The organism is Dokdonia pacifica, from assembly GCF_900188275.1.
GTDB classification, from domain to species: domain Bacteria; phylum Bacteroidota; class Bacteroidia; order Flavobacteriales; family Flavobacteriaceae; genus Dokdonia; species Dokdonia pacifica.
Genome location: NZ_FZNY01000007.1, coordinates 198,136 through 222,004, shown reverse-complemented (window position 1 = coordinate 222,004; position 23,869 = coordinate 198,136). Strand labels below are relative to the sequence as shown.

The window sequence follows — 23,869 nt, the reverse complement described above, 5'->3', positions numbered from 1 at the left end:
AAAATAGTTGTGAACAGTTTGTTGGTAAAGTAGCCCTAGTGGTAAAACTTATCAACAAAGTGCAATAAAGTGGTAAAATGTGCAGTTTTTTCTTATATATTTGATCAATAAATCTAATTTTCTAGAAAAAGTAGTGCTCAACCTTATTGGAACATACGAGTGTAAAATAGATGCAAAAGGCAGATTGATGTTGCCTCAAGCATTTAAAAAGCAACTGGCTTCTGTCCTTCAGGACGGGTTTGTGCTTAAGCGTGCTGTGTTTCAAAAATGCTTGGAGTTGTATCCGATGGCAGAATGGAATGCATTGTCTCAGAAGGTAAACAAGCTCAATAGATTCAATAAAAAGAATGATGAGTTTATTCGTCGTTTTAATGCAGGAGTAAAACTTGTAGATATAGATGGTTCGGGTCGTATCCTTATTTCTAAGGATTTACATGCGTTTGCAAAAACTAAAAAAGAAATTGTGGTGAATGCAGCAATTAACGTTCTGGAGATATGGGATAAGGAGCTGTATGAAAAAGCTATTGATGAAGCTGCGCTTGATTTTGCAGATTTAGCCGAAGAAGTAATGGGAGATCAAAATGATGAACCAGATGGAGTATCATAACCCTGTACTACTTCATGAGACAATAGATGGTCTCGATATAAAACCTGATGGTGTCTATGTGGATGTGACCTTTGGAGGAGGAGGGCATTCTAGAGAAATTATAAAAAGACTTGGTGATGGAGGAAAGCTGTATGCTTTTGATCAAGACCAAGATGCTCAGCAAAATAGTATTGAAGATGATAGGTTTACACTTATTCCTGAAAATTTCAGATATGTCAAACGTTTCTTGCGTTTTCATGGGGTGAAGAAGGTAGATGGCATTCTAGGGGATTTTGGAGTTTCATCTCATCAATTTGATGTTGCAGAAAGAGGTTTTTCTACACGATTTGAAAGTGACCTCGATATGCGTATGAATCAAAATGATTCACTTTCTGCATATCACGTCGTTAATGAATATGAAGAAGAAGCATTACGACAAGTTTTTTGGCAATATGGAGAGTTGCGTAATGCACCTAAGATCGCAAGAACAATTGTGGGAGATAGAAAAGAAACTCCTATTAAAACAAGTGAGCAACTTAAAGAAGTATTGCGTCCGTTTTTGCCAAAGCATCGAGAGCATAAAATTTTAGCTCAGATTTATCAAGCCATACGGATTGAGGTAAATCAAGAAATTGAAGTGTTGAAAGAATTTTTATTGCAAACAGAGCAGTTATTAGATGTAGGAGGTCGTTTGAGTTTGATATCCTACCACTCATTGGAAGATAGGCTTGTAAAACGATATATACGAAACGGATTGTTTGAAGGTGAGCCAGAGAAAGATATGTATGGCAATTTTGAAGTGCCATTTAAAAAAGTAGGAAAACTGATTGTCCCAGATCATAAAGAGATAAAACAAAATAATAGAGCACGAAGTGCAAAATTGCGTATAGCAGAACGTCTGTAATATGAAGAAGAAGATTAATAACATACTAAAAGGGAAGTTTCTTGTAGATGAAGAAGCCTTTAAGAATTGGCGTATGATTATTTTTCTTTCTGTACTCGCATTAATTATGATTGCTAGTTCGCATCGTGCAGATGAAAAAGTACACGAAATAGCAAGATTAAAAGAAAAAGTTCAAGAGTTGCGAAGCGAGTCTGTAGATGCGCGTCTGAAACTCTGGAAGTTGAAAATAGAAAGTAATGTGGCGCGTAAGATGGAGTCGCGAGGTGTTCTACCATCTAACACACCTCCAAAGAAAATCAAAGTTAAAACAAAGCAAGAGTAGTTCTTAATGGCAACCAGCGAAAAGAACATATTAAACCGATTGTATTTTGTGGCAGGATGTATGTTCATCTTCGCCCTTCTTGTGACGTATAAACTGATCAGTATTCAATTCTTTCAAGGTGCCAAGTACAGAGAAATGGCTATTACTGCCACAGAAAAAATGGTCACTATTCCTGCTACTCGCGGAAATCTGTATGCAGGTGATGGGAGCTTGCTGGCAACATCGGTAATTAAATATGATGTGCGTTGGGATGCTGTTTCTCCTTCTGAAGAAAACTTTAATGAAAATGTTGTGCCCCTTAGTAAAGGGCTTTCAGATCTTTTAGGGAAATCACCTTCGTATTATCAAGAACGTCTTCGTAAAGCACGTGCTACTAAAAATAGATACTTATTTGTAGCTCGTAACCTCAGTTATAGTGATTACATAAAAATGAAATCATTACCGCTCTTTAATAAAGGACAGTTTAAAGGAGGGATAATTATAGAGGAGCATACAGAAAGAGAGCATCCATTAGATAAAATGGCCGAACGTACAGTGGGTTATGAGCGTAAAGATGATAGCGGTTATTATACACGAGTAGGTCTTGAAGGAGCGTACGGACATTACTTAAGAGGGAAAGAAGGACGTCGTCTTAAACAAAAAATTGCTAAAGGTGAATGGAAACCTATAGGGGTTGGGAATATTGTAGAGCCTCGTGATGGTTATGATGTCATCTCAACAATAGATGTAAATATTCAAGATATAGCGCATAATGCATTGTTAACTAGTTTGGAGAAATTCAAAGCAGATCATGGTTGCGTTGTAGTGATGGAAACAGCTACTGGTGAGATTAAAGCAATTTCTAATTTGGGTCGTACCTCAGAAGGTAAATATTACGAGCGTCTTAATTATGCAGTGGGTGAGTCGCATGAGCCTGGAAGTACATTTAAATTGATGGCAATGGTTGCGGCTTTAGAAGATAAAGTGATTGATACAAGTAAGGTAATCGATACAGAGAATGGGCGCGTTAAATTCTATGATCGTACCGCTATTGATTCAAAAAGAGGGGGGTATGGTAAAATAAGTGCAGCCAGAGCTTTTGAGTTGAGTAGTAATACGGCTTTCGCCAAAATGATTAATGAACCTTATTCAAAAGATCCTAAACGTTTTGTGAAGCGACTATTTAATATGGGGCTTAATGAAAAGCTAGGCCTCGAGATAATAGGTGAAGGAGAGCCAGATTTCCCGTATCCGGGAGATAAAGATTGGTATGGGACCACATTACCTTGGATGGCATTTGGATATGGGATAGAGCTTACTCCGTTACAGACACTTACTTTTTATAACGCCATTGCAAATGATGGGGAAATGGTAAAACCACGATTTATTAAACAAGTAAAAGAGTGGGATGTGATTGTAGAAACTTTTGAAAAAGAAGTTATCAATCCTCGTATAGCATCAGAGTCTACTATAAACGCAGTAAGACAAATGATGGAAAATACAGTGCGTCGTGGTACTGCAAAAAATATATATAGTCCAGACTTTTCTATGGCAGGAAAAACAGGAACCTGTCAAACGGAGTATTGGATAGAGCCTAATCGATACATCTCATCGTTTGCAGGATATTTCCCAGCAGATAATCCAAAGTACTCTTGTATTGTAGTGATTCATAAACCTGAAAAATCATTAGGGTATTACGGGAATATTGTTGCTGCTCCTGTATTTAAACAAATTGCTCAGAAAATTTATACAGATACTCCTGTGGTAGATGAGGTAGATCTATTACAAGAAAATTATAAGAATACAGAAAGTGATTATGAAACTTATTACGGTAAAGTAAATAAAGATCATAAAACAGTGCCTAATGTAAAAGGAATGAGTGGTATGGATGCCATTGCACTTTTAGAAAACTTAGGAATGAAAGTACGTTTTCGCGGAAGCGGAAAAGTAACTACACAATCTGTGCAAGCAGGAGAGAAACTAATAAAAAACCAAACGATTACACTAGAGTTATTGTGATTTTACTTAAAGACATATTATACAAAGTACCGCTAGAAAGTGTAGTAGGTAATACAAGTGTGGCAATAACTAATCTGCATTTTGATTCGCGTCTTGTAACATTAAATGATGTTTTTGTGGCTATAAGAGGAACTCAAAGTGACGGTCATGATTACATTATAAAAGCTGTAGAAAAAGGAGCAATTGCTGTTGTTTGTGAAGAATTACCAGCGCAAATCATACACGGAGTTTCTTATGTGAAAGTAGTAGATAGTGCTTCGGCACTAGCGGTAATGTCAGCAAATTATTACGAAAACCCATCTCATAATTTGAAATTAATAGGTGTAACAGGGACCAATGGTAAAACGACCATTGCGTCTTTGTTATATCAACTTTTTGAAAAAGCAGGCTATACTGTTGGCTTACTTTCTACTGTAAAGATTATGGTCGCCGATCAAGAATTTAAGGCCACGCATACTACGCCAGATTCATTGACTATTAATAAATATCTAGCAGAAATGAATGCCGCGGGTGTTGAGTATTGCTTTATGGAAGTAAGCTCTCATGGAATTCATCAAAAACGCACAGAAGGATTACAGTTTGCTGGAGGGATTTTTACCAATTTAAGTCATGATCATTTAGATTATCACAACTCATTTGCAGAGTATAGAGATGTAAAAAAGAAGTTTTTTGACGAATTGCCAAAAGAAGCTTTTGCTCTTGTAAATATTGATGATAAGAACGGTCCTGTCATGGTTCAAAATACAAAGGCAAGAAAAGTAACCTATGCTTTAAAAACAGTAGCCGATTTTAAGGCTCAGATTCTTGAAAACCAGCTTTCTGGTTTGTTGTTGAAAATAAATGATCAAGAAGTATGGGTACGTTTAATTGGTTCCTTTAATGCGTATAATTTATTAGCAATCTATGCTACTGCTGAATTACTCGGTTTAGAACAAATGGAAACACTACAGTTGCTTAGTCAATTAGAAAGTGTAAGCGGGCGTTTTCAGTATTTAATTTCTGAAGGCAATATCACTGCAATTGTAGATTACGCTCATACCCCTGACGCTCTAAAAAATGTGTTGGAAACCATTAATGACATAAGGACCAAAAACGAACAATTGATCACTGTCGTGGGCGCTGGGGGAGATCGAGACACTACAAAGCGACCTAAAATGGGGCATATAGCTTCAGCGCTTAGTTCCAAAACTATTTTTACTAGTGATAATCCTCGTAGTGAAGACCCTAATTTAATTATAGAAGAAATAGAGGCAGGTGTAGCGCCTCAAAATTTTAAAAAAGTAGTATCCATTGCTGATAGAAAGCAGGCTATCAAAACAGCATGCCAACTAGCAAATCCACATGACATTATTCTTATTGCAGGTAAAGGTCATGAGACATATCAAGAGATTAAAGGAGAGCGCTTTGATTTTGATGATTATAAAATTGTAGAAGAAACCCTAAAACAACTAGAAAAATAATGTTGTACTATCTATTTAAATACTTGGACGAAGCTTACAACCTTCCTGGAGCAGGGCTATTTCAGTTCAGTACGTTTAGAGCGGCGATGGCGATCATATTATCCCTAGCTATTTCTACAATTTATGGAAAACGTATTATTCGCTTTTTGCAACGTAAACAAATGGGGGAGACTATCCGAGATTTAGGTCTTGCAGGTCAATCTGAAAAAGCAGGAACTCCTACCATGGGTGGTCTTATTATTATCCTAGCAACTTTAGTACCCGTGCTCTTATTTGCGAAGCTGGATAATATATATATCATTCTCTTAATAGTCACAACACTTTGGATGGGGGTTATTGGTTTTCTGGATGATTATAAGAAGAAGATGGAGAAGAATAAAGATGGTCTTGCTGGTAGATATAAAGTAATTGGTCAAGTAGGGTTAGGAATTATTGTAGGAACAACCATGTTTTTTCACTCAGATATCACTATTAAAGAAGAGCGTGTGGATGTACCTGTATCTGTTCAAACTGAAGTTATAGCAAATCAAGATAATCCAAGATTTACTGAAGAAGAAAAAAGTTTAAAAACAACGATCCCTTTTGTTAAAAACAATGAGTTGGATTATGCAAAATTAGTTACTTGGATCAATCCTGATTGGGCAAAATATGCATGGATTATTTTTATTCCGATTGTGATTCTTATTGTCACAGCCGTTTCTAATGCTGCTAATTTAACAGATGGTATCGATGGACTCGCGGCAGGAACATCTGCTATAGCTGTTCTTACGCTAGGACTGTTTGCTTTTGTTTCTGGTAATATCATTTTTAGTGATTACCTCAATGTAATGTATATCCCTCGTAGTGGTGAGATGGTCGTTTTTATAACTGCTTTTGTAGGGGCTCTTATTGGATTTTTATGGTATAACGCCTATCCAGCGCAAGTGTTTATGGGAGATACAGGAAGCCTTACAATAGGTGGGATCATTGCAGTGATAGCTATTGCAACTCGTAAAGAATGGCTCATCCCTATACTCGGAGGTATTTTCGTAATGGAAAACCTTTCGGTCATCATGCAAGTAGGGTATTTCAAGTACACAAAGAAGAAAACAGGAGAAGGGAAACGTATTTTTCTAATGTCGCCATTACATCATCACTATCAGAAAAAGGGCATACACGAAAGTAAAATTGTAGCGAGGTTTTGGATTGTCGGTATTTTACTAGCAATCCTCACTATTGTAACATTAAAAATTAGATAAATGTGGTATACGCTTTTGCGAAAGCGTATAAAGCAACCTAAAATATGAGTAAGAAAATCGCAATACTAGGAGGAGGAGAGAGTGGTGTTGGTACGGCGATACTTGCCAAGCAGAAAGGATACGAAGTCTTGGTTTCTGACTTCGGAAAATTAAAAGAAACCTATAAAAAAGTTCTGACAGATTTTGACATAGTTTGGGAGGAAGGCGGTCATACGGAAGCTGAAATATTGAAAGCAGCAATAGTTATGAAAAGCCCTGGGATACCAGATAAAGCACCCATTGTAAAAGCCATTTTGGCGCATGGAATTCCTGTGATTTCTGAAATAGAATTTGCAGCGCGATATACAGATGCAATGCTTATTGGTATTACGGGAAGTAATGGGAAAACCACAACAACATCACTGATTGGTCATCTCTTAACACAAGCAAAACTCAATGTGGGTATTGCAGGAAATATAGGGGATAGTTTTGCAAAGATGGTTGCAGAGCAGTCTATTGATACCTATGTGTTAGAGATTAGTAGTTTTCAGTTAGATGGCGTGGTAGATTTTGCACCACATATTGCTGTGATTACCAATATAACACCAGATCACTTAGATCGATATGAGTATGAGTTTGATAACTATATCGCAGCTAAGTTTAGAATCGCTATGAACCAAACTCCTGAGGATTACCTCATCTATGATGCAGATGATCCTGTGATTACAGATTGGTTAAAAAAACATCCAGTCAGATCAAAACTAGTTCCATTTTCAATGCATCAAAAGCTTGATTATGGAGCCTATAAAGAAGATAATAAAATATATATAAATACAGATAACAACCATTTTAGTATGACAATCCAAGATTTAGCCTTAAAAGGACAGCACAATACAAAAAATGCCATGGCAGCATCTACTGTAGCCAACCTTTTAAGTATAAGAAAAACAACAATACGTGAAAGTCTGGAAGGATTTCAAGGTGTTGAGCATCGTTTAGAACAAGTCCTGAAAATAGGGAATGTACAATATATCAATGATAGTAAAGCAACTAATGTAAATGCTACATTTTATGCATTGGATAGTATGTCTGCACCCACTGTTTGGATTGTTGGGGGTGTAGATAAGGGGAATGATTATCGTGATTTATATCCGTTAATTAATGAAAAAGTAAAGGCTATTATTTGTTTAGGTGTAGACAATGCAAAGTTGATGAGTCATTTTGGAAATATGGTAGATATTATCATAGAAACACAGTCTATGACAGAAGCGGTTAAGATTGCTTATAAGGTTACTGAAAAAGGAGATAATGTGTTATTGTCACCTGCATGTGCAAGTTTTGATTTATTTGATAATTATGAAGATAGAGGGCGTCAGTTTAAAAACGCAGTACGTAACCTATAATCTAGATAAAAGAGAAAATGTTTAACGCAAAAAAAATATTTGCAGGATTAAAAGGCGACAAAGCTATATGGGCTATTGTAGCACTATTAGCCTTGTTTTCCTTTTTGCCAGTATATAGTGCTGCAAGTAATCTTGCTTATATACGTGGTGATGGAAATACGTTGCGTTTTCTCATTAAGCATGGAATGCATCTTGTGTTAGGTTTTGCGATGCTGTATGGCGTACATAAAATACCATATCATTATTTTAAGGGGTTGTCTGTTATCTTTTTACCCTTAGTTATTTTATTGTTAATCGTAACCCTTGCACAAGGAACAACAGTCTCAGGAGCTAATGCTGCACGCTGGATTAAGATTCCTTTTATGGGAGTTGGTTTTCAAACCTCAACACTTGCTGCGGTGGTGCTTATGGTATATGTAGCAAGGTATCTCTCAAGAATAAAAGACAAGCAAGTAACTTTTAAGGAGACATTAATCCCTTTGTGGTTGCCCGTTGGAGTGGTTTTAGCATTGATTTTACCAGCAAACTTTTCGACAACAGCGATTATTTTTTTCATGGTAATTACATTAGTATTTCTAGGGGGATATCCTCTAAAATATTTAGGAATTATTATAGCTTCAGGTATTGTTGCACTATTGTTTTTCGTATTAATGGCTAAAGCCTTTCCTGGTATGTTTCCAAATAGGGTAGATACATGGATTAGTAGGGTAGAGAATTTTGCAAGTGAAGAAGTAGATGCCGATGCCGATTATCAAATAGAAAAGGCAAAAATTGCGATAGCATCTGGAGGTCCTTTTGGATTAGGACCGGGTAAAAGTGTACAGAAAAACTTTTTGCCTCAATCATCATCAGATTTTATTTATGCCATTATTGTAGAAGAATTTGGTCTTTTGGGGGCATTATTTTTAATGCTATTGTATCTCTTGTTGCTTTTCCGAATTACAGTGATTGCACATAAAGCAGGAACCATATTTGCAAAATTATTAGTCATAGGTGTAGGGATGCCTATTGTATTCCAGGCACTAATTAATATGGCTGTTGCTGTCGAGTTATTTCCAGTAACAGGACAAACACTTCCGCTGGTGAGTAGTGGAGGTACTTCTATATGGATGACATGTCTGGCGATAGGAATTGTGTTAAGTGTGAGTGCCAAACGTGATCCAAAAGAAGTAAGTAAAGAAACAACTAACGAAAAAGAACTTAATCCATTAGATATATTAAGTGAAACCTTATAAAGTCATATTATCAGGAGGTGGTACAGGAGGACATATTTATCCTGCTATTGCTATTGCACGCGAAATAGAAAAGCGATATCCGAATACGGAGTTCCTTTTTGTGGGTGCCAAAGATCGTATGGAGATGGAAAAAGTGCCAAAAGCAGGGTATAATATTGAAGGCCTTTGGATTTCAGGAATTCAACGTAAGATCTCTCTGGAGAATTTAAAATTCCCTTTCAAGTTAATAAGCAGCCTCTGGAAGTCCAATAAAATCCTAAAGCGTTTCCAACCAGATGTCGTCATAGGAACAGGAGGATTCGCAAGTGGTCCTTTGCTTAAACGGGCAACTAGTAAAAAAATACCTGCACTCATTCAAGAACAGAATTCGTATGCGGGAATTACAAATAAATTACTCTCAAAAAATGTTCAGAAAATATGCGTTGCCTATGATGAGATGCATCGCTTTTTTCCAAAAGATAAAATTATAAAAACAGGAAATCCTGTTCGGAATGATTTGTTAACCATTACAAATAAACGAGCAGAAGCTCTGTCTATATATGAACTCTCTCCAGATAAGAAAACACTGTTAGTTATTGGGGGAAGTCTTGGAGCCAGAGCCGTTAATGAATTGATCAGTAAACAACTTGATTTCTTTACGAGTCACGAGGTGCAAATACTTTGGCAAACTGGAAAGTTGTATTACGAACAATACAAACATCTTGCTTCTAAGCATGTTAAAATTATGGCATATATAGATCAGATGGATATGGCATATGCGGCAGCAGATATCATTATATCTAGAGCAGGAGCAAGCTCTGTATCTGAATTATGTATTGTAGGAAAAGCAACCGTGTTTATTCCGTCGCCTAACGTGGCTGAAGATCATCAAACTAAAAATGCATTGGCGATCACTGAAAAAAATGCAGCAATACTGTTACGTCAGACGGAATTAGATGCCAAGTTTCAAACCGAATTAAAAAACTTGATTCAAGATAAAGAACGAAGAGAAGCTTTAGGGACTGCTATTAAAAAACTGGCACTACCAGATGCTACTCAAGATATTGTAGATGAAGTTGAAAAACTATTAAAGAATAACGCGTAAATGAATGCATTAAAAGACATACAACATTTTTATTTCATCGGTATAGGTGGAATAGGTATGAGTGCCTTAGCATTCTATTTCCATGAAATAGGAAAACATGTTGCTGGGTATGATAAAACGCCTAGTGATGTGACGCGTTCTTTAGAAGAAAAAGGAATTCCTGTTCATTTTAATGATAAAGGCCCTGAAGTAGATGCGCCATATCAGATCGATAATACATTGGTGATATATACTCCAGCGGTGCCTAGTAATTTTGGAGAATTGGTACGCTTTCGCGAAAGCGGATACACCATCAAAAAAAGAGCAGAAGTGCTAGGAATGATTGCAAATGCACATTATAGCCTAGCTGTAGCGGGAACACATGGAAAAACAACCACCTCAAGTATATTAGGGCATTTACTTGCCGAAACAGGTGCGCCAGTAACAGCTTTTATAGGAGGAATAACTAATAATTATAAAGGAAATTTAATTCAGAAAGGAAATGATGTTATTGTGGTAGAGGCAGACGAATTTGATCGTTCTTTCTTACAATTAACTCCTGATATTGCTTGCATTACGTCTATGGATGCAGATCATCTTGATATATATGGTGATGCTACGACATTAGAAAATACATTTAAAGAGTTTGGTAGTTTGGTTTCAAAAGAGAAACTATTTGTGCAAAATGGACTACCCATAGATGGACTTACTGTAGGAATAGAAGATGATGCTATGTATAGTGCTCAGAATGTAGTTGTAAAAAATGGATGTTATCACTTTGATTTTAAACACCCTGATGGGGTGATATCTCAAATGCAATTTAACCTACCTGGCAGACACAATCTGTCTAATGCGATAACAGCTTTGGGTATGGCAATGCTCTATGGTTCCCCGACCGAATTGCTTCCCAAAGCTTTATTGAGTTTTTCTGGTGTTAATAGAAGATTTACGTATAGAATACAAACAGAAAATCAAGTGCTTATTGATGATTATGCACATCATCCCACAGAAATAGCTGCGGTATATCAAAGTGTCAAAGAGATGTATCCAGATGTGCCCGTACTAGCTGTTTTTCAGCCACATTTATTTAGCAGAACCCAAGATTTTATGGATGACTTTGCGATGCAACTTTCGCAATTTAATGAAGTCTTTTTATTAGATATATACCCGGCAAGAGAATTACCTATTGATGGGGTAACAAGTAGTGTTTTATTAGAAAAAATAAAACTTGAAAAAAAACGATTAGTAACTAAAGATAATTTATTAGAAAAAATACAGCAAGCTTCTCAAAAAGTCGTTGTTATGATGGGGGCTGGAGATATAGGGGTAGAGATCATGAAAGTAACTCAATTATTAAAAAATGCGTCTTAACTGGAATTACATACGGTTTTCTGGATTACTGTTAGTGACAGTGCTATTGTATGCATTTGCATCACATCGAAATAGTGCGCGATTAGTAGAAAATGTTGCGATTCAATTTAAGGATGAAAGCAAGCCTTTTGTTACTAGAAATACCGTTGATAAATTGTTAATACAAAGTGAAGGCAATGTTACGGGTATGCCTAAAGAAAAATTAGCTTTGAATGAGATGGAGTTGCGAGTAAAGTCGCATCCTATTGTCAAAAATGCAGATGTTTATGTTACCGTAGCAGGAACAGTGGGAGTCGCTATTGAGCAACGAATGCCCATTGCTCGTGTATATGGTAATACGTCATTTTATATAGATCAAGATGGTAAGGAAATGCCGCTCTCTGAGAATTTTTCAGCAAGAGTGCCTATTGTAAATGGGATTGGAAAACAAGATATCCCAACAATAACACAATTGATTTTATATATAAAAAATGATGATTTTCTGAATAAACATATTATTGGTGTCAACAAACAAAAAGACAATCAATATATACTTATTCCAAGAAAATTGAATTATGAAATTGTATTAGGTGAAGTAACAAGCTTAGCACATAAGCTTACAAATTATAAAGCCTTTTACCAAAAAGCACAAAAAGACAAAACACTAGATACGTATAGATATATTAATCTTAAATATGCCAATCAAGTGGTTTGTAAAAAAAGATAAGGGGTCATGAATATTCATAAAAATAACAGATAGTGAGTATTCTAAACGATAGCAATATGGAACAACAAAATATCGCAGTAGGACTAGATATAGGTACAACAAAGATTGTGGCTATGATAGGTCGTTACAATGAATATAATAAAGTTGAGATTCTAGGGATTGGAAAATCTAAAAGTCTAGGAGTGCATCGTGGTGTTGTAAATAATATTACTCAGACCATACAATCTGTACAACAGGCTGTCCAAGAAGCAGAAAATGTGTCTGGAATTAAGATCAAAGATGTTGTTGTGGGTATTGCAGGACAACATATACGTAGTCTTCAGCATAGTGATTATATCACAAGATCAAATGCAGATGCCGTTATAGATAGTAAAGATATAGACGCCTTATGTAATCAGGTTCATAAACTAGTAATGCTGCCAGGAGAAGAAATTATTCATGTATTACCACAGGAATATAAAGTAGATGGACAGAGTGAGATTAAAGAGCCTATAGGAATGTATGGCGGACGTGTTGAGGCTAATTTTCATGTTGTCGTTGGGCAGGTCGCCTCTATTAGAAATATAGGACGCTGCGTGAAAAGTGCAGGATTGAATTTAGATAGAATTACATTAGAACCATTAGCATCTGCAGATGCCGTATTGAGTCAAGAAGAAAAAGAAGCAGGAGTAGCACTTATTGATATAGGAGGAGGTACTACAGATCTTGCCATTTTTAAAGATGGAATTATACGACATACGGCAGTGATTCCTTTTGGAGGGAATGTAATTACTGAAGATATTAAAGAAGGCTGTTCTATTATTGAAAAGCAAGCAGAATTGCTTAAAATAAAATTCGGATCTGCTTGGCCAGGAGAAAATAAAGACAATGAGATTGTTTCTATTCCTGGGCTTAGAGGACGTGATCCTAAGGAGATTACGTTAAAAAATCTATCTAAGATTATACATGCTAGAGTCGTGGAGATTATAGAGCAAGTATACTTGGAAATAAAAAACTATGGTCACGAAGAGCAGAAGAAAAAATTAATCGCTGGGATTGTATTAACGGGAGGAGGCTCTCAGTTAAAACACCTTAAACAATTAGTAGAATATATCACAGGAATGGATACTCGTATAGGGTATCCTAATGAACATCTTGCTGGAGATAGTGATTCAGAAACTACGAGTCCGTTGTTTGCAACAGCAGTAGGACTTGTGATGAATAGCCTTGAGCAAGGATTGTATAATAGTATAGAAGAGGTTGAGGATATTCAGGAAGATATAATCACAGATGGAGAGGTAAATACACCTCTTAAAGAGTCTGTTAAAACACCAACCGGACCCAAAAAGAGCATTTTTGATCGATGGGCAGAGAAGTTTAAAGACTTTTTGGATAATGCAGAGTAGCGTTTGCTACAAAAGAATGAAGGTTAATTAATAAGAAATAAAGAGATATACGCTTTCGCGAAACGAAGTAGAGCAGAAGTTTATACTGAGCAAGGTCGAAGTACGGAAGCGGAAACAGAAAAGTAATAAAGGGGCTAAAATCAAAAATATGAGTACGACAGAATTTGATGGAATTACATTTGATCTACCTAAAAACCAAAGTAACGTTATTAAGGTTATTGGCGTAGGAGGAGGAGGAAGTAATGCAATAAATCACATGTTTCACCAAGGTATAAAAGGGGTGGATTTTGTGATATGTAATACAGATGCACAAGCATTAGAAAACAGTACGGTACCTATTAAAATACAACTCGGCGTTGGGCTTACAGAAGGCCTAGGAGCAGGAGCAAACCCTGAAGTAGGGGAGCAAGCAGCTATAGAGAGTGAACTAGACATCAAAGAGATGCTAGGAGCCAATACCAAAATGATTTTTATCACTGCTGGTATGGGAGGTGGTACCGGAACGGGTGCAGCACCTATCATTGCAAAAATGGCTAGAGAAATGGAAATCCTTGTCGTAGGGATTGTGACCATTCCTTTCCAGTTTGAAGGTAAAATGCGTAATGAACAAGCACAACGAGGAGTAGATCGATTAAGATCCCAAGTAGATTCTCTTATTGTTATAAATAATAATAAACTAAGAGAAGTTTATGGAAATCTAGGGTTTAAAGCAGGATTTAGCAAAGCAGATGAGGTACTTGCTACTGCATCTAGAGGGATAGCAGAAGTAATTACACATCACTATACGCAAAATATTGACCTTCGTGATGCAAAAACAGTATTGAGTAATAGTGGAACTGCCATTATGGGAAGTTCTACAGCAAGTGGTTCTAATCGTGCTTTTGAAGCTATTACAAAAGCATTAGACTCTCCATTATTGAATGATAACAAGATTACGGGTGCTAAAAATGTACTATTACTTATTGTATCTGGAAGTGATGAAATTACGATAGATGAGATAGGGGAGATTAATGACCACATTCAGGCAGAAGCAGGAAATAGTGCAAATATCATTATGGGTGTAGGTGAAGATGAAGCTCTTGGGGATGCTATTTCGGTAACTATTATTGCTACTGGATTTAATGTAGAGCAACAAGATGATATTGTAAATGTAGAATCAAAGAAAATCATACATACACTAGAAGAAGAGCAAAAAGCGCAACATGATTTGATGCCTGAAGCAACTGTGCAAGAAGCTTCTTCTCTACTTGAAGAAGTAGTGCCAGAAACTCCAGAAGTAGAAGAAGTTGTAGTGCCAGAAAAAATAGTACACACTTTAGATTTGGATGATTTTGAAGAAAAACCTTCTGCACCTGTACATAAAGATGCGGTAGATTTAAAAATGATTCCTACTACAGATATTATTAGAGATATTGATGTGGTTTATGAAGAAGTACTTGCTGCTTCTGAAGATGATTTTGAAATCATAGATACAACCGTACGCCAAGAAGAAACAACTTTTGAAGAAAAGGAATCTGTTCAAGAAGAAGTAACGGGAATGTTGTCTTTTGACCTTCCAATGCATGTAGAAGAAGAACCTGTAAAGAAAGAAGAAGTAGAAGCTCCTGTTCTTTTTGATCTCGATGAAGATATTGTAGATATAGAAGTAAAAGATGCAATAGAAATTATTCCAGTTACAGAACTTTCTACAGAAGGTGAAAAACGATATAGTCTAGAAGATTATATGGAAGTAGAAGAAAATTTGGCTTCGGCAAAAGTGTCAGAGACGGAAGGAACACAGGTGGAAGAAGAAACGATTGTTTTTGAGAAAAAAACGGTAGCACCTGAAGAAGTTTCGGAAGAACAAAAAGAAGAAGAGGTAGATCCTATGAATAGTCCTATCTCAAAGCTTTTAATTGATCGTGCGGCAGAGCGTAAGCGTAAGATGAAAGAATTTAATTATAAGTTTCATCACAACCAATCGCGTATTGAAGAAATAGAGAAGCAACCAGCGTATAAACGTATGGGAATTGATCTTGATGATAAAACTCCGGATAAAGAAGGGAATTTATCACGCACAACCTTGTCTACTGATGACAATGAAGATATCCAGTTACGAAGTAATAATTCTTTTTTACATGATAATGTAGATTAGAGAAAGAGCCAACTTAATTGAGATTTGAAACCTGGAAGTTATAGAGTAGCTTTCAGGTTTCTTTTTTATCTTCGCAATCCTAATGCGAAGGCGTGTGTATACGCTTTCGCGAAAGCAAAATAAATATGAGTTTACAAACAGCGATAATGACCGCCATGAAAGAAGCAATGAAGGCAAAGGATCAGAATGCCTTAACTTCTTTACGTGCAGTAAAATCTGCTATATTATTAGCACAAACAGAAAGTGGAGCTAAAGAAGAATTAACTGAAGAGCAAGAGCTTAAATTATTACAGAAGCTTGTAAAACAACGCAAGGACAGCGCAAAAATATTTGCAGAGCAAGGCCGTACAGATCTAGCAGATCCAGAGCTTGCACAAGCAGCAGTTATTTCAAAATTTCTTCCAGAACAAATGAGTGAAGATGCTATCGCTACTATTGTAGATGAAGTAATCACTGCAACGGGTGCTACGGGTATGAAAGATATGGGGAAAGTAATGGGGCAAGTAAATGCAAAAGTTGCAGGAAAAGCAGATGGAAGTACTATTGCTAAAATTGTAAAAGAAAAACTAGTATAAGACTTTATACATTCTTTATTTAGATTAAAGAATGTATATAATGGCCTCGTAGTTCAACTGGATAGAATATCAGATTTCGGCTCTGAGGGTTGGGGGTTCGAATCCCTTCGAGGTCACGAATAAATAGTTTCAAAAGAAAAAACGCCAAGCTTGCTTGAGCGTTTTTTTGTTGAAACTATTTTCAAAGCTGCGCTTTGTGGGATCACTGAGCGTAGCGAGGTAATCCTAACTAAAACTAATCAAGCTTGCTTGAGCGTTTTTTTGTTGAAACTATTTTCAAAGCTGCGCTTTGTGGGATCACTGAGCGTAGCGAGGTAATCCTAACTAAAACTAATCAAGCTTGCTTGAGCGTTTTTTTGTTGAAACTATTTTCAAAGCTGCGCTTTGTGGGATCACTGAGCGTAGCGAGGTAATCCTAACTAAAACTAATCAAGCTTGCTTGAGCGTTTTTTTGTTGAAACTATTTTCAAAGCTGCGCTTTGTGGGATCACCGAGCGTAGCGAGGTAATCCTAATTTAAACTAATCAAGCTTGCTTGCATTTGTAAGTGTGTATTTTGTGTTTTAAAAGTGTCTTAGAGGTTGTGCCCCAATACAAATACACAAACACCAAGCCCTAAAAGAAAACAGTACAAATAAAAAAAACTGAACAATGATACCATTGTTCAGTTTTAATAAGTTTATTAATTACCTATATCGGTTATTTATAGACTAGGTAAAAAGACATAAAGCTTTAGTTATTTAATCCTTTATGTTTAAGTCTTTTTAATTCAATTTCTTCTTGAGTAAGACTTTTCATTTTTTCAAGTCTTTTTAATTCTATTTTGGTAAGCCCTGACTCCTCATTTGATCTATTAGTATCCTCTTGATCCACAGGAGATCCAAAATTATCTACAATAGTCTCATCACAGAATCCAATAGACCAGCTATTTAATGTTCCTGTATCACCACCTGCATCATCAAATATACTTAGTGTCCAATTACCAGCAATAGCTTCACCATCATAAGTAGCTGCAAAAGTGCCTCCTTCTGGTTGGAACTCTCCTGTAAATGGTGCAGATCCGGTTGTAATATTAGGGGCTCCATCTCTAAACACAGTATTTGTGAAGCTTTCACCAGAACCTCCGTTATCGGAAGTTAAATCGAGCATCGTTCCAACTGGAGATATTAATGTCATTTCTAAGTCTCCTGTAAATGTATGAAAGAGATCAACAGTTACATTGTCAATATCTGCATCTACACCAATAGTTCCCATTGATGTGCTTGTAGCAGTAGAAGTTAATGTTTGGTTATCAAAAATATCAGCATCTACAACAACACCAGCAAATGTATTAAGAGTTCCTTCACAACCGAAAACACATGATAAATCTGTATTAAATGTTCCTGAAAGACCATTTGCAGTGCTCCAAGTACCAGAAGATGTAGAACAATCTGAAACTGTTGTATAAGAATGTGTTCCACTCCAAGTAATATCAACTCCTTGTGATGTATACATTCCTTCTACAGTACATGATGTTGATCCACCACCACTAGATGCAGTACATCCACTTTGCTCGTTACCAGTTGTAGATCCAAAATCTAATGTATTAAAGATTGTCTGTGTTGTGATATCTGTGTCATTACCTTCTCCAGTACCCGTATTAAAGATAATACTCCAAGTACCACTTGCATTTGTTACACTCATATCATCAGTAGTGAAAGATCCAGTAAGTGGCACAACAGCCCCACGTGTATTTTCTTTTACTACAGTAATAAGAGAAGCTTTTGAATTTGAATTTGCATCAGTAATCGTTGGATTAGATCCATTATCATTTACGTTAAAAACAAATGAAGATGATCTAGTGTTAGAGTAAAATGCTATACTCATTTCATTGCCAATTGCTAATCCAGCTTGTTCACGTATAGTTCCTTCAAAATACTCAACTACTCCATTAAGGTAAGTAATGCTAGCTTTAGCAACATCTTCATTGATTACTTTAATTTCTACAGTACCACGATCTTGACTATCAGCTGTTGTAAATACACCCTTATACATCCCAAGAGATGAATCTGTATATGTACTTAAATCTGCTACAAGATCAAGGGCTTCCACAGCACTTGTGTTTTCGATAGGTTCTTCATCAGAACAAGAAAATAATACTCCCACCAAAAGCAAGGAAGTAAATAATTTGAATAGTTTCATAATTAGTTGAGTTTGTTGGGATGACTTTAAAGCTTACTATTTTAATTTTTCTGTGCATCATATACTAAATGCTGAAATAATATCAAAATAATTAGTCTTTAAAAAATCAAATGTAAAAAAAATAAAAATAAAATTTTAGGATTTTTTAACAAAAAATGTTTTTAAAGACAAAAATGTTAAATGTGTTACTTTTTGAAACTACTTTTTCATTTCTAGTGTATACGCTTTCGCGAAAGCGTAACATATTGCTATATAGGCTTATATTTTTTTTACTACTATGATTCTTGATGTTATAACCTGAGTCCAAATTAAAACTAATTAGTACTCTCAATAACATCCTTTAATTTTTGATATTACTATGGTAGATCACAATTTGTCAAATGTATTCTATTATGAAGGAAGGTAGGTGAGTTTATTACCACAACTATTATTTGAGAAGTGTAAGAGTAGTTCTAATAAATATCATAGAAACTAATCTGTAATCAATCTCTCAATAGTATTTATAAAAGAATCAGCATGTTTTTCCCACGAAAATAGCTGTGCTTGTTCTATGTTTTTTTGACTATTTATTTTCTGTTCAGTTAATGAAAATTGAGAGATTTTAATCATTTGCTCTTTTATTTCATCAACAGATTCTGGATTGCAGTAGTGTGCTACTGCTCCAGCTACTTCTGGTAAGCTAGAAGTATTTGAACAAATTACATCTGTACCACAAGCTAAGGCTTCTAATATAGGAAGGCCAAAACCTTCATATAAAGAAGGGTAAATTAAAGCGCTCGCATGGCTATATACTATTGGTAACTCTTCTTCTTTTATATACCCTAATATTTTTATATGCTCTCTATAGGGATGTATTGCTAGTTCTTTTTTGAAGTTTTCTGTCTTCCATCCCAGTCCACCTGCAAATACAAGGTTGTATGGTATGCTTGTCTCGTTCATAAAAATGGTGTAGGCTTTAAGTAAACGAACTAAGTTTTTTCGGGGTTCTATTGTTCCAACAGATAAAAAGTAGGGTAATTCTATACCAAAACTATGAATTAAATCCTTGTTTTGACTGGGTTGAAATCTACTATCTTTTCCTAGTAAAAGCACTTTGCTTTTACCTTTGGTGAAGGGATAATACTGCTCTAGGTCTTTGCTAGTATTTTTAGAGTTTGTAAAAACTAAATGTGTGTTTTTTAATATTCTTTTCAAAAATATCCGCTGCAGTACTTGGCTATGCCAACGATGATATTCAGGAAGTATAATAGGTGTAAGATCGTGTATAAATGTAATACGTTTTATTTTTTTTGGTAAATTGAAAGGTCCAAAATGTGCAGGTTCAAAAACAGCATCTACTTTATGCTTTCTTAGTATATAAGGAATTATAAAAAACAATCTAAACGATGCAAAGCCAATAGGTAGGTTGATATTTGGAATCGCAATCTGCTTTATATGTTGTAATTTGTTGTCTTTTTTTTGACGAACTAGAATGTATTCATGTTCATCATTTCTTTTTAACAACTCCTTAATCAAGGATTTAGTATATACATGAATACCTGCATTTTGATTATCTAAAGTGTCGGCAAGTATGGCAATTTTCATAAACGAATTGTGAATCAATAATAATTATTTGCTTTCATTTGCTTTTTGTTTTTTAACCAAAACAATAGCTGAAATATTTTAGGCATTTCATCTTTATAAGATCCAACGATTCCTCTTCTAAAAAATTTATTAGCGCGTTCTACTTTTTGTTCTGTATGCTTTATCTTTTTTCCTCCACTTCCGTATTGTGGCGTACCTTTTTTTAAGGATTGAAACGTTGGTAGTTTTTTTAAATTAGGCGCTGGAAGTTCCATTATTTCTCTGAGACGTTCTACTTGACCAATGGGGTCATTAATTAAATCTTCATAGCGAATTACAAGATCTGCTTTGTCTACCCATTTCTCTACATTTATAGACCAACCTCCAAAAAAACTACCTCCTCTTGCTAGGATTGCTTCCGTCAGATTTTTGTAATAATTAGAGCCAGGAGCGATGATGTCTTTTCTGTGATGAGCAATAGATACTAAAGCATCTCGACCATCTCTAATTATATATACAGATTTCATAGATTGAAGGTCTTTTGGAAGTTGATGAGGTAATAAATGCGTTTTAACTATAGGGAATGAAGAAAAATTCTCGAGCACTTTTTTGTCTGTTTCCATATGAAACTCACTAGATGCTATGCCATATACATCAAAAAGAATATTTCTAAAAAAAGTATTTCCTGACCTAGGAAAAGATGCTAACCAAATCATTTAAAAGTTTTATATTTATCCGATATGCAAATATACCTTATTAAAAGAGGAGCAAATGTATACTTTGTTTAGCCTTATTTTATAAGAGCTTATTGCTTTTATGTACTTACCCAAAAACATTTGTTATTAAGTAGAAACTACGTTAGTAACCATTATTTTTTATGAATCAAATTATAAATTTATTCAAGTATAATTTAAATGAACAAATCATAAAAATGAATGAAAATTCTTTTGAGAAGGGAAAAATAATTTCGCTTCTCAAGAATCTTAGTTTGATCTTTTTATCCACTTGGGTGATTTATGCATTTGATATAGAGGATGATTTAAATTTGCCCGCTATTATGACAATAGTATGTGTGGCATTTGTTTTAAACGCTTTTTTACCAATCTCATATAGACTTTTCTTTTTTTTTATAGTCTCGTTAGTCCCTATTTTTTATTTTTTCCCCCTTGTTCAAGCTTTTATATTTATAGGAATAGCATTAGCATTGATAGGTGTTTGTCATTTGCCTTTTTCAATAACAATAAGAAAATTACTCGTCGTCCTTTTTGGAATTGGTTTAGCTTATTGTCAGTATGCTATTAAAAAGACGGGTTTTGTAGGAGGTCTTGCTTTAACTTCAAATTTTGTGAGTTTGCTTGGGGTCATGTTTATGTTTAGAATTATTCTATACTTACATGAACTAAAGTATCAAAAGGAAAAGCTTTCGATCTGGCAATCACTTTCATATTTTTTTACTTTGCCAAATTTTAGTTTTCCGATCTTCCCAATTATTGATTTCAAATTATTTAATAGCACATACTATAATCAACGAGATACAGAAATATATGAAAGAGGAGTTAACCTTATCATACTTGGTTTATTACAGCTATTACTCTATCGTGTGGTTTATTATCTCTTACCTCTAATAAATGAAGTAGATGGAGTTCTTATGTTTTTTTATTACATAATTGTTTCATATTTATTTCTAATTAGGTTAAATGGACTATTAAATATTGCAATAGGGATACTACGATTATTTGGCTTTAACTTACCTGATATTTTTAACTATATGTTTTTAGCACATGGTTTTGATGATTATTGGAGAAGGGTAAATATTTATTGGAAAGATTTTATGGTGAAAATATTTTACTATCCTATCTATTTTAAGTTTCGTAAGAAAAGTACAATTATAGCACTCGTAATTGGTACAATACTTACATTTTTTTTTAATTGGTTTTTACACTCATATCAGTGGTTTTGGGTTTTGGGGAAATTCTCTTTAAGAGGACCTGAAATAGTGTTTTGGTCCATACTATGTATCCTTGTATTAGTTGCTGTAATTTATCAAACTAAAAATAGAGGAAAATCAAAGTCATCTCACTTAAATAATAAAACCTGGAAATTTGCATTTACTAGAGCGCTTCAAATTATCTTTACAAATCTAGTCATTGCTATTATTTATAGTCTTTATAACAGCCCTTCTTTTTCTGATTGGATGAACCTCTTAATAAAAATGAAAAGTTCATCGATGGTTGAAATAGGATATGTGCTTCTCATTTTTCTTTTAGCATTATTTATACTTGCTTTAGGTGTCTGGATGTACGAAAATGAAAAATTTAGAACCCTCTTTCGTTTTTTTTATAGAAGTCAAGATATCTACAAGTTTGTTTTTTTGACAGGAATATTATTCATTACTAGTTCATTTGCAAGCAATTTGTTATCCAGAAAGAATCAAAGAACATTGCAAAGCTATATTTCGCATCGGTTAAATAAAACTGACACTGAGTTTCAATCTAAAGGATATTATGAAGAGATATTAACTGGTGATCAATTTAATTCTCAATCTTGGCAAAATGAATCAAAGAGACCAGCACGATGGATTCGACTGAATAAAACAGGAGCTATGATTAAGAAAGACCTGTTTGTTAGCTTAAAGCCAAATATTGACATCATATTTAAAGATGGGTATTTGACAACTAATAGTTGGGGCATGAGAGACAAAGAATATACCAAAAAAAGGCCAGAAAATACAGTGCGAATTGCTATTCTAGGCGGGTCTTTAGAAATGGGTACTGGAGTAGACAACAATGAAGTATTTGAAAATTTGGTTGAAGATAAACTTAATAATAATAGAAACGCTAGTGATCCTAATTATGAGGTTTTAAATTTTTCTATATCGGGTTCCTCAATAATTAAGAATATTGAAAAATTTGATAAACAAGTAAAAGATTTTGAACCTACCCATGTGTTATTAAGTATGCACGAAAAAGAAGTTTTTCATTTTCAAAAAACATTGAGATGGATTGAAGAACAATCTGAAAGCAAAGAAAATCTAGAAAGCATATTTAAAAATAGTCCCTGGCTACGTGATTTAGTAGATTTTATAGAGAAGGAGAATTTAAGTTTTGACCCTAATATGAAAGAAGAGGAAGAAATTAAGAAAGGAAATATATTAATAGATTGGTGTTTAAATCATCTCAATAAAAAGTGTATAGATGAGGGTATAAACTTTTCATTAATTTTATTTCCTAGTTTAGACAATAAAACGCAAAATCTAAATGAGATAGAACAGTTGTCTAAGAAGAATAAGATTAAGTACTATGACATAAGCACTGCTTATTCAAACTATAATAAGAGCCTCTTAAGAATAGCAAAATGGGACAACCACCCTAATGTAAAGGGTCATGAATTAATAGCTGATGCACTCTATTTGAAAATCAATAAAAAAATAAATTTGAATGAAAACTGAAATTGAAAGCAAATTAAAAGAATACATTGTAAGTAATTTTTTTAGTGGTGATCCCAATTCATTGACCACTGACACCGAATTATTAACTAGTGGTATCATTGATTCTATTTCAGCATTAGAAATAGTAGACTTCATTGAAGAAAATTTCAATGTGGAATTTGAAGCACACGAAGTAGATAAAGAAAATTTGAATTCGATCTCTACATTATCGGATTTTATTATACAAAAACAAACATAGTAATCAACTTTAGTGAGAAAAAAGATCATTTTACTAGACTTCAAGTCATACTACTCTTCACCACCTTACCAGTTGGGTTTG

The 23,869-nt window shown here is 34.8% G+C and carries 19 protein-coding genes and 1 tRNA gene; 17 read left to right on the top strand and 3 right to left on the bottom strand.

What is annotated here, in order from left to right; translation table 11 throughout:
- The first annotated feature begins 133 nt into the window (after window positions 1-133).
- From mraZ to CHB80_RS19470, 15 genes are all read left to right on the top strand, one after another.
- Entirely contained in the window at window positions 134-607 is a 474-nt protein-coding gene (gene mraZ / locus CHB80_RS19540) for a division/cell wall cluster transcriptional repressor MraZ (RefSeq protein WP_089373296.1), read from the top strand.
- The gene (rsmH, locus tag CHB80_RS19535; protein ID WP_089373202.1) at window positions 594-1,490 is read left to right on the top strand and encodes a 16S rRNA (cytosine(1402)-N(4))-methyltransferase RsmH; all 897 of its coding nucleotides are present in this window, start codon (window positions 594-596) and stop codon (window positions 1,488-1,490) included. Before mraZ ends, rsmH begins: the two co-directional genes overlap by 14 nt.
- 1 nt (window position 1,491) lies before the next feature.
- A complete protein-coding gene (locus tag CHB80_RS19530) occupies window positions 1,492-1,812 on the top strand; it encodes an FtsL-like putative cell division protein (protein ID WP_089373201.1) in 321 nt (106 codons plus the stop codon).
- A 6-nt stretch (window positions 1,813-1,818) separates the two neighbouring features.
- Window positions 1,819-3,810 carry a penicillin-binding protein gene (locus tag CHB80_RS19525; protein ID WP_089373200.1) on the top strand — a complete coding sequence of 664 codons (1,992 nt, stop codon included), beginning with the start codon at window positions 1,819-1,821 and terminating at the stop codon, window positions 3,808-3,810.
- Window positions 3,807-5,270: a UDP-N-acetylmuramoyl-L-alanyl-D-glutamate--2,6-diaminopimelate ligase gene (locus CHB80_RS19520; RefSeq protein ID WP_089373199.1), complete on the top strand. Its 1,464-nt coding sequence runs from the start codon at window positions 3,807-3,809 to the stop codon at window positions 5,268-5,270. The genes CHB80_RS19525 and CHB80_RS19520 overlap by 4 nt, the downstream gene beginning before the upstream one ends.
- Window positions 5,270-6,508 (top strand): phospho-N-acetylmuramoyl-pentapeptide-transferase, encoded by a 1,239-nt coding sequence (mraY, locus tag CHB80_RS19515; protein WP_089373198.1) that lies wholly within the window; start codon window positions 5,270-5,272, stop codon window positions 6,506-6,508. The genes CHB80_RS19520 and mraY overlap by 1 nt, the downstream gene beginning before the upstream one ends.
- Window positions 6,509-6,552: 44 nt before the next feature.
- Window positions 6,553-7,890 carry a UDP-N-acetylmuramoyl-L-alanine--D-glutamate ligase gene (murD, locus tag CHB80_RS19510; RefSeq protein WP_089373197.1) on the top strand — a complete coding sequence of 446 codons (1,338 nt, stop codon included), beginning with the start codon at window positions 6,553-6,555 and terminating at the stop codon, window positions 7,888-7,890.
- A 17-nt stretch (window positions 7,891-7,907) separates the two neighbouring features.
- Window positions 7,908-9,125, top strand: a complete 1,218-nt coding sequence (locus CHB80_RS19505; RefSeq protein WP_089373196.1) for an FtsW/RodA/SpoVE family cell cycle protein — start codon at window positions 7,908-7,910, stop codon at window positions 9,123-9,125.
- Window positions 9,112-10,209: an undecaprenyldiphospho-muramoylpentapeptide beta-N-acetylglucosaminyltransferase gene (gene murG, locus CHB80_RS19500; RefSeq protein ID WP_089373195.1), complete on the top strand. Its 1,098-nt coding sequence runs from the start codon at window positions 9,112-9,114 to the stop codon at window positions 10,207-10,209. Before CHB80_RS19505 ends, murG begins: the two co-directional genes overlap by 14 nt.
- Window positions 10,210-11,559: a UDP-N-acetylmuramate--L-alanine ligase gene (gene murC, locus CHB80_RS19495; RefSeq protein WP_089373194.1), complete on the top strand. Its 1,350-nt coding sequence runs from the start codon at window positions 10,210-10,212 to the stop codon at window positions 11,557-11,559.
- Window positions 11,549-12,265, top strand: coding sequence for a cell division protein FtsQ/DivIB (locus tag CHB80_RS19490; RefSeq protein ID WP_089373193.1), 717 nt, complete (start codon window positions 11,549-11,551; stop codon window positions 12,263-12,265). The genes murC and CHB80_RS19490 overlap by 11 nt, the downstream gene beginning before the upstream one ends.
- A 56-nt stretch (window positions 12,266-12,321) precedes the next feature.
- On the top strand, window positions 12,322-13,650 hold the full coding sequence (gene ftsA / locus CHB80_RS19485) for a cell division protein FtsA (protein ID WP_089373192.1): 1,329 nt from the start codon (window positions 12,322-12,324) through the stop codon (window positions 13,648-13,650).
- Between the two features lie 148 nt (window positions 13,651-13,798).
- Window positions 13,799-15,784, top strand: coding sequence for a cell division protein FtsZ (ftsZ, locus tag CHB80_RS19480; RefSeq protein ID WP_089373191.1), 1,986 nt, complete (start codon window positions 13,799-13,801; stop codon window positions 15,782-15,784).
- A gap of 125 nt (window positions 15,785-15,909) precedes the next feature.
- Window positions 15,910-16,359: a GatB/YqeY domain-containing protein gene (locus tag CHB80_RS19475; protein WP_089373190.1), complete on the top strand. Its 450-nt coding sequence runs from the start codon at window positions 15,910-15,912 to the stop codon at window positions 16,357-16,359.
- 42 nt (window positions 16,360-16,401) lie between these two features.
- Window positions 16,402-16,475, top strand: a tRNA-Arg gene (locus CHB80_RS19470).
- Window positions 16,476-17,090: 615 nt separating this feature from the next.
- Here CHB80_RS19470 and CHB80_RS19465 read toward each other — a convergent pair.
- The 3 genes from CHB80_RS19465 to CHB80_RS19455 form a co-directional block, all read right to left on the bottom strand.
- The gene (locus tag CHB80_RS19465) at window positions 17,091-18,539 is read right to left on the bottom strand and encodes a proprotein convertase P-domain-containing protein (protein ID WP_089373189.1); all 1,449 of its coding nucleotides are present in this window, start codon (window positions 18,537-18,539) and stop codon (window positions 17,091-17,093) included.
- A gap of 471 nt (window positions 18,540-19,010) precedes the next feature.
- Complete coding sequence (locus CHB80_RS19460; RefSeq protein WP_089373188.1) at window positions 19,011-20,123, bottom strand: glycosyltransferase family 4 protein; 1,113 nt, start codon at window positions 20,121-20,123, stop codon at window positions 19,011-19,013.
- A gap of 14 nt (window positions 20,124-20,137) precedes the next feature.
- Window positions 20,138-20,818: a sulfotransferase domain-containing protein gene (locus tag CHB80_RS19455; RefSeq protein WP_089373187.1), complete on the bottom strand. Its 681-nt coding sequence runs from the start codon at window positions 20,816-20,818 to the stop codon at window positions 20,138-20,140.
- A gap of 161 nt (window positions 20,819-20,979) precedes the next feature.
- Between CHB80_RS19455 and CHB80_RS19450 the strand changes: the two genes are divergently transcribed.
- Window positions 20,980-23,550 carry a hypothetical protein gene (locus CHB80_RS19450; protein WP_089373186.1) on the top strand — a complete coding sequence of 857 codons (2,571 nt, stop codon included), beginning with the start codon at window positions 20,980-20,982 and terminating at the stop codon, window positions 23,548-23,550.
- On the top strand, window positions 23,540-23,788 hold the full coding sequence (locus CHB80_RS19445; protein ID WP_089373185.1) for an acyl carrier protein: 249 nt from the start codon (window positions 23,540-23,542) through the stop codon (window positions 23,786-23,788). Before CHB80_RS19450 ends, CHB80_RS19445 begins: the two co-directional genes overlap by 11 nt.
- The last annotated feature ends 81 nt before the right edge of the window (window positions 23,789-23,869 follow it).